The sequence below is a fragment of the Terriglobales bacterium genome, from assembly GCA_035937135.1.
Taxonomy (GTDB): Bacteria; Acidobacteriota; Terriglobia; order Terriglobales; family Acidobacteriaceae; genus DASYVL01.
Window position 1 is genome coordinate 1 of sequence record DASYVL010000003.1, and the last position, 6,938, is coordinate 6,938.

The following is a 6,938-nucleotide window of genomic DNA, read 5'->3' on the forward strand; positions in this document are numbered from 1 at the left end:
TGGCGCCGCGCGCCCGGGCGAACTCCAGCTCCTCCAGGATCACGATGCCGGCGCCTTCGCCCACCACGAAGCCGTCGCGATCCGCGTCCCAGGGACGGCTGGCGCGCTCCGGCTCGTCGTTGCGGGTGGAAAGCGCGCGCATGGCGGCGAAGCCGCCGATGCCCATGGGGGTGATGGCGGCTTCGGAGCCGCCGGCGATCATCACGTCCGCGTCCGAGCGGACGATGATCTTGAAGGCATCGCCGATGGAATGGGCGCTGGTGGTGCAGGCCGTGCATGTGGCTTCGTTCGGGCCCTTGGCGCCCCAGCGGATGCTCACCTGTCCCGCCGCCAGATTCACGATGGAAGCGGGGATGAAAAACGGGGAGATTTTGCGCGGGCCGCCGGTGAGCAGGTTGGTGTGCTCGCGCTCGATGACGTCGAATCCGCCAACGCCGGAGCCGATGTGCACGCCCACCCGGGTGGCGTTCTCCGGGGTGACCTCGAGGCCGGAAGAACGCATGGCTTCATCGGTGGCGGCGAGGGCCAGGTGGATGAAGCGCCCCATCTTCTTGAGTTCTTTTTTTTCGATGAAGTTCAGCGGGTCGAAGTTCTTGATCTCAGCCGCGATCTGGCAGGCAAACTGGGCGGCGTCAAAGTGGGTGATGCGGGCGACGCCGCTCTTGCCCGCCAGCAGGTTCTTCCACACCTCTTCGCTGGTGTTGCCGACGGCACAGATGAGTCCGACCCCGGTGACAACGACGCGCCGTCCCATTCAGTGAGATCCTTCCCCCTCGACTTTGCTCGGGGTTCCGGCCCTTCGGGCCTGCGGCAACGGCCGCTGGGGATGACCGCGGCGAGGCTCGGACGCCCCGGCAGGCGCGATCACTTGCCGGCTTTGGCGTTCTTGCCGATGTATTCGATGGCGTCCTTCACCGTGCGGATCTTTTCCGCGTCTTCGTCCGGGATCTCGACGTCGAAGGCCTCCTCGAACGCCATCACCAGTTCGACCGTATCCAGGGAGTCGGCGCCCAGGTCGTCCACGAACGAGGCGCTGGGAGTCACTTCGCCCTCATCTACGCCCAACTGCTCCACGATGATCTGCTTTACTTTGTCTTCGACGGCTGCCATCGAGCGCTCCTCTAGTGTGACGGTAAGTCCAGTAGTCTAAATGCGCCGGCAAGGGCTGTAAAGGCGCATCGTTTCGCGGCAGCCCCGATCACTTCGTATATTCATCCCGCAGCCGGGTCTGGCGCGATTCCATCGGTACCTCGCGCCCGGCGATGAACACATGCTTTACGTCGGTCTTGAACTCCAGCGGATCGCCGTCCGCCACCACCACGTTGGCGGTCTTGCCCGCATCGAGCGAGCCTAGCCGGTCGGCCACGCCCCACACCTCGGCCGGGTTGAGCGTGAGCGCCTTCATGGCTTCCTCGTGCGACAGGCCGAAGGCCACCGCGTAGCCCGCCTGGTAGGGCAGGTTGCGGACGTTGTGCTCGTCATACGAGGCGAAGACGATCTTCACGCCGCGCGCGGCCAGCTCCGCCGGCAGCTTGTAGACGCTGTCGTAACGCTCGTTGTCCTTGGGAGTCTCGTAGATGGGGCCGACGATGACCGGCAGCTTGGTGGCCGCGATCTCGTCCAGCAGGATCTGCGAGTGGCTGACGTGGTTGAGGATGACCTTGAGGTGGAATTCGCGCGCCAGGCTGAGCGCGACTTTCAGGTCGCTGGGTTCCTCGGCCGCCAGCACCACCGGCCGCTTGCCCTCGAGATAAGGAAGCAGCGCCTCCAGCTTGAGGTCGCGCTTGGGCGGCGAGGGCTTGTCGCCCTTTTTGTCCTTGTCCCAATCGGCCGCCTTCTTCCCGTTGTCGGCGAGCTTCTGGGCGTAGTCCTGAGCGTCAATGAAGACCTGGCGCAGTTGCGCCGCCATGCCCATGCGCGTGGCGGGGAACTTCTGGCTCTGGAAGCTCTCGTTGCGCCGCTGCGCACCGGTGAAGTTCAAGGGCATGGCGATATCGCGCACCAGCAGCATCTCCTCGCTGGACTTGCCGTCGAGCTGCACGAACGAGTCCTGCCCGGGCAAGGTATCGCGCGTCTGGGGAGCCACGATGGCGTTGGTGACCCCGTTCATGCGCGTCACCGGGATCAGCTCCGACTCGGCGTGGAAGGCGTCATAGACGTGCATGTGCGGCATGATGGCGTCGCTGGTCTCTTCCAGGTCGTTGGTGGTCGTATCCGCTGAGATCTCGGTGAGGCCGAGGTGGGTCTCGGAGTCGATGAGGCCGGGATAGACGGTCATCCCGGTGACGTCGATCACCCGCGCGTTCCTGGGGATGTTGACGGCGCCCGCCGCGCCCACGGCCGTGATCTTGCCGTTCTCCATCACCAGCACCCCGTTCTCAATGGTGCCGTGAGTGATGGTCAGGAGCTTGCCGCCGCGCAGCACGATGGCCTGCGCCTTTGCAGGCGCGGGCTTCGCCGGTGCCGGCTTCGACTTCTGCGCAAGCGCGGCCGCGCATAAGAGGAAGCAGCAAAGCGTTGCGATCGTCACGAGCCGGGGCACGATCACCCGATCGCCCGATCTCCCGATCTCCCGATGACCCGATTGTTCTTCACTGTCCCTCCTTGTAGTGGGTCATCCCGTAGCCGGGGAGCGAGCGGTCGAAGAAGACCTCGCCGTCGATGAGCACCTGGTCCACCAGCGCGTAGCTGGAGAGCGGGTGGTGGTTCCAGATGGTGATGTCGGCGTCCTTGCCCACGTCGAGCGAGCCCACGCGGTCGTCCACGCCGATGATCCAGGCCGGATTGAGGGTGATCATGCGCAGGGCCTCGTCCTCGGTGGCACCGCCGTAGCGCATGGTCTTGGCGGCCTCCTGGTTCAGGCGCCGCGCGAAGTCGTTGGAATCGCTCTTGATGGCCACGCGCACTCCCTTGCGCATGGACATCACCGCGTTCCAAGGAATGGCGTCGAAGGCTTCGTGCTTGAATCCCCACCAGTCGGCGAAGGTGGCGATGCCGATGCCCTCGGCGGCGACCTTATCCGCCACCTTGTACATCTCCAGCGCGTGGTGGAAGGCGCGGATCTTGTAGCCGAACTCGTGCGCGATGGCCATCTCGGTCAGGAACTCGTCGGCGCGGTAGCAGTGGATCTGCACCAGGAACTTGCCGCGCAGGATGTCAGCCAGCGCCTCCAGCTTCAGATCGCGCTTGGGGGTTTTCGCATCCTTGTCGCCCTTGACGACCTTTGCGTTGTAGTCGTCCCAGTCGCGCAGATACTCGCGCGCCTCCTCGAGCGCCTGGCGCTGCACCGCGAAGTTGCCCATGCGCGTGGAAGGCATCTGCTGGCGGCTGCCGTAGACGCGCTTGGGATTCTCGCCCGAGGCGAACTTGATGGAGCGCGGCGCGCCGGGGAAGAGCATCTGCTCGCGGTCGAGGCCGTACTTGTGCTTGATGACCACGGCCTGCCCGCCGATCATGTTGGCCGAGCCGTGCAGCAGGAGCGACGTGGTCACTCCGCCGGCCAGCGAGTGGTAGATGGCCTTGTCGGTGTACTGGAAAGCGTCTTCCATCATCATCTGCGGGACCACAGGACTGGTGGCCTCATTCACGTCGTCATCGAGCGCGGTGTGCGAGTGCGAATCGATGATGCCCGGCATCACGAACTTGCCGGTGGCGTCGATGACCCTGGCGGTCCGCGGAGCGTCCACCGTCTGGCCCACGGCCGCGATTTTCCCGTCCTTGATGTAGATGGAGCCGTTCTGGATGGTGCCGTGGGTGATGGTGAGGATGGTGCCGTTCTTGATGAGCACTTCGTTATGCGCGGCGGGCTGCGCGGCGGGCTGCTGCGCCGCCAGAGTCCCTGCGGCCAGGAACAACAGGCTCAGCAGGAAGAGAGCGCGCGGATGTCGCATGTCGAGGCCTCCTTGGCAAAAGACAAGGGGGCGATTCTAGGGGTGGGCGGGCGGTCAGTCAATCGTTCAAGGCAATGGCGGCCGGGGGAATCGCGCTATGATTCCTCGCGTGCGAGCTGTAGTTCAACGCGTGAAGCGGGCGTCGGTGCGGGCGGGGCCGCAGGTGGTGGGCGAGATCGGCCCCGGAATGCTGGTGCTGGTCGGCGTAGCCCAGGAAGACAAGGAAGCCGATGCCGAGTACCTCGCCCGCAAGATCCTGACCTTACGCATCTTCGACGACGCGGCGGGCAAGATGAATGTCGCCATCGGCGACGCGGGTGGCGCGGCGCTGGTGGTTTCCCAGTTCACGCTCTACGGCGACGCCCGCGGCCAGAACCGGCCGTCGTATATCCGCGCCGCGCGTCCCGAGCAGGCGCAGAAGCTCTATGAGTACTTCGTCGAGAAGCTGCGCGCCGCCGGCCTGCGCTGCGAAACGGGGCGGTTCCAAGAGATGATGGAGGTCGAGCTGGTCAACGACGGCCCGGTCACGATTCTGCTGGATTCGGAGAAGACCTTTTAACCACGAAGGGCACGAAGGGACACGAAGGAGTCAAGCAGGCTGTCGAGCTCTCACTCTGCCTTCGCCGCCAGAACCGCGTCAGCGATCTTCGCCGCTTCGACCGACGCCTTCACGTCGTGCACGCGGACGATTTGCGCGCCCTTGAGGATGCAGGCGGTCATGGCGGCGAGCGAGCCGTGGAGGCGCTGGTCGGGTGGGGCGTCTTTCCCGTCGCGCGCCAGGGCGCGACCGATGAAAGACTTGCGCGAGGTTCCCGCGAGCAGCGGAAAGCCCATCTGGTGAAATTCCTGGAAGCGGGCCAGCAGCGGGTAGTTTTCCTCGAAGTTCTTGCCAAAGCCGAAGCCGGGGTCGAGCACGACGCGCTCGCGGGCGACGCCGGCGTCGAGCGCCTCCTGGGTCCAGTGAGCCAGGTCGCGCATCACGCGGCCGACCATGTTCTCCTCTGGCGGGAGCGAGCGCCACTCCTCCGGACGTCCGCGCATGTGCATGAGTACGGCGCCGCACTTGAGTTCTGCGACCGTCTTGGCCATGGCCGCATCCCAGCGAAAGGCGCTGACGTCGTTGACGATCTCGGCGCCGGCCTCGACCGCGGCGCGGGCCACGGCGGACTTGTAGGTATCAATGGAGAGCAGGGCATGGGGGTGCTCGCGCCGCACCTGCTCGATCACCGGGAGGACGCGGCGCAGCTCCTCCGCCTCGGGGACGCGAGCTTCCGAGCCCGGGCGGGTGGACTCGCCGCCGATGTCCACGATGTCGGCGCCCTCCTCGAGCATTTGCAGAGCGTGAGCGACGGCGCGGTCGTGCGCGAGGAACTGGCCGCCGTCGGAGAAAGAATCGGGGGTGACATTGAGCACGCCCATCACCCGGGTGCGCTCTCCCAGAGCCAGCTCGCGGGTCCGCAATCGCCAGGAAAACAGGGGGCGCATGAGAGCGGATTCTACCAGCGCGCGGGCGAGTCGCCGGCCTTGCTCATGTTTCGAACGGCAAACCCAAGATCCTTCGACTCGGGTTTCCCGCGCTGAAGAAGTCGCGCGGGAGCCCTCCCTCCCCTTCGACTTCGCTCAGGGCTCGCTTCGCTCGGCTGAGAGGCAGGATGACAGCTAGTAAGGAGAGAGCCGGACGGGAGGGCAGAGGAGCCACGACGAGAAGTCAACGCAGCCTGGTGGCGGCTATTTGACGCCGGGAACCGGCGCCGGGGTGGCGGGGCCTGCGGACTCGACGGAAACGCCCTGGGCCTGGTAGTCGCTGATGGAGACGTCCACCACGGCGCGGCCCACCAGGCGGGTCTTGGCGGAGGAGTGCAGGTGCACGGGGAAGGTGAAGATGCCGAAATCGGCGTAGTCGCTAGTGAACTCGATCTTGTTGACGAAGAAGGAGGGCGACTTCACCGCCTGGCCTTCGACGCGACGCAGAGTGCCGGTGAGCATATCGATGTAAATCTTGCCCTTGAACAGGCCCACGCGCTTCTCCCGCGGCTTGGCCTCGAAGACGTGCACCTGGCGCCCGTCAATCTCCTTCACGCCCTTGTAGTTGAACTTGTAGTTGCGGGCGGTGATGGCGGTTTCCGGGCCCTGCTCCTTCTCCACGTGGTCCACCTCGGATTGCATCAAGCGGTGGATTACGTTGGTCTTGACGAAGCCGTCGCCGGTGAAACTCACCGCCTTGAACTTCAGGGTGTGGGGAGCGGAGTAGGTGCGCTGCAACTCGTAGCGTCCCTTCTGCAACTGGTCGGGGAGGTCGGCCTCGATCACGGTGACGGCGGAGTAGGAGGCCAGGAAGGCGCCCTGCCAGGCCGCGCGACGCTCGTAAATCTCCAGCGCCACCTCCGGACTCATCGGGGCGACGGCCACCGGGGCCACCAGCGTCAGGTCGGACTTCGGCGCCTCCACCGGGAGCTCGGCGGGCGGGCGGGCAGGGGGCGCCTGGGTGTCCGTCTGGACCTGCAACACCTTGGGCATCTTAGACTTGGCCTCAGCCCGAGGGGAAGCGCCCAGCAGGAATGCCGGGGTCAACAGTCCTGCCAACAGAGTGTAGGAGAGCAGTTTTTTCATGCAAGACCCAATCCACTTTTATAAACGAATTCCGGCGGCCCAGGCAACAGAATAACAGCCGGGTCGTCGAAACATCACTTGGTTAATCATACTCTCAAATCCGGGATTTGCCGGGTTTTCGCGTCCCCGCGGCGGCCAGCGTTTTCCCGCATTGCGAGGCGGGCGGGGCCGCAGTACCATGAGGTTCCCTTCGAACTCATGCCCGGCGCCGACGCTTCTCCATCCCTGAAGACCGAAGAGCCCAAGAGCGAGACGCCCTCGAGCGTCCCCGAAGTGAACGTCTTCGCCTTGTACGGTGTGGAGCCCGAGGTGCAGGCCTACGCCATGGCCAAGTACTCGCGCTCGGCGCTCTCCATGAAGGAGTCCCTCAAAGAGATAAACGAGCAGAAGGCGGAAAAGTTTCTCAATACCTTCTACTTCCAGTACGGGCACCGCTCT

The 6,938-nt window shown here is 65.0% G+C and carries 8 protein-coding genes; 2 read left to right on the top strand and 6 right to left on the bottom strand.

The features are described 5' to 3' along the window. The 4 genes from VGQ94_00085 to VGQ94_00100 form a co-directional block, all read right to left on the bottom strand. On the bottom strand, positions 1 to 754 hold a 754-nt coding region (locus VGQ94_00085; protein HEV2020906.1), incomplete at its 3' end, for a beta-ketoacyl synthase N-terminal-like domain-containing protein. Positions 755 to 864: 110 nt separating this feature from the next. After that, positions 865 to 1,110 (bottom strand): acyl carrier protein, encoded by a 246-nt coding sequence (gene acpP / locus VGQ94_00090; GenBank protein ID HEV2020907.1) that lies wholly within the window; start codon positions 1,108 to 1,110, stop codon positions 865 to 867. A gap of 88 nt (positions 1,111 to 1,198) precedes the next feature. Continuing rightward, positions 1,199 to 2,530 (bottom strand): amidohydrolase family protein, encoded by a 1,332-nt coding sequence (locus VGQ94_00095; protein ID HEV2020908.1) that lies wholly within the window; start codon positions 2,528 to 2,530, stop codon positions 1,199 to 1,201. A 61-nt stretch (positions 2,531 to 2,591) separates the two neighbouring features. Further along, on the bottom strand, positions 2,592 to 3,890 hold the full coding sequence (locus VGQ94_00100) for an amidohydrolase (GenBank protein HEV2020909.1): 1,299 nt from the start codon (positions 3,888 to 3,890) through the stop codon (positions 2,592 to 2,594). A gap of 109 nt (positions 3,891 to 3,999) precedes the next feature. Here VGQ94_00100 and dtd point away from each other — a divergent pair, with 109 nt between their 5' ends. Beyond that, positions 4,000 to 4,449, top strand: a complete 450-nt coding sequence (dtd, locus tag VGQ94_00105) for a D-aminoacyl-tRNA deacylase (protein ID HEV2020910.1) — start codon at positions 4,000 to 4,002, stop codon at positions 4,447 to 4,449. Between the two features lie 50 nt (positions 4,450 to 4,499). Here the strand turns inward: dtd and folP are convergent, their stop codons facing one another. Beyond that, the gene (gene folP, locus VGQ94_00110) at positions 4,500 to 5,375 is read right to left on the bottom strand and encodes a dihydropteroate synthase (protein HEV2020911.1); all 876 of its coding nucleotides are present in this window, start codon (positions 5,373 to 5,375) and stop codon (positions 4,500 to 4,502) included. A 243-nt stretch (positions 5,376 to 5,618) separates the two neighbouring features. Beyond that, positions 5,619 to 6,500 carry a hypothetical protein gene (locus VGQ94_00115; protein ID HEV2020912.1) on the bottom strand — a complete coding sequence of 294 codons (882 nt, stop codon included), beginning with the start codon at positions 6,498 to 6,500 and terminating at the stop codon, positions 5,619 to 5,621. A 198-nt stretch (positions 6,501 to 6,698) separates the two neighbouring features. On the opposite strand from VGQ94_00115, the gene VGQ94_00120 reads away from it, so the two are divergent. After that, the coding region (locus VGQ94_00120; GenBank protein HEV2020913.1) for an alternative thymidylate synthase at positions 6,699 to 6,938 on the top strand (240 nt) is incomplete at its 3' end.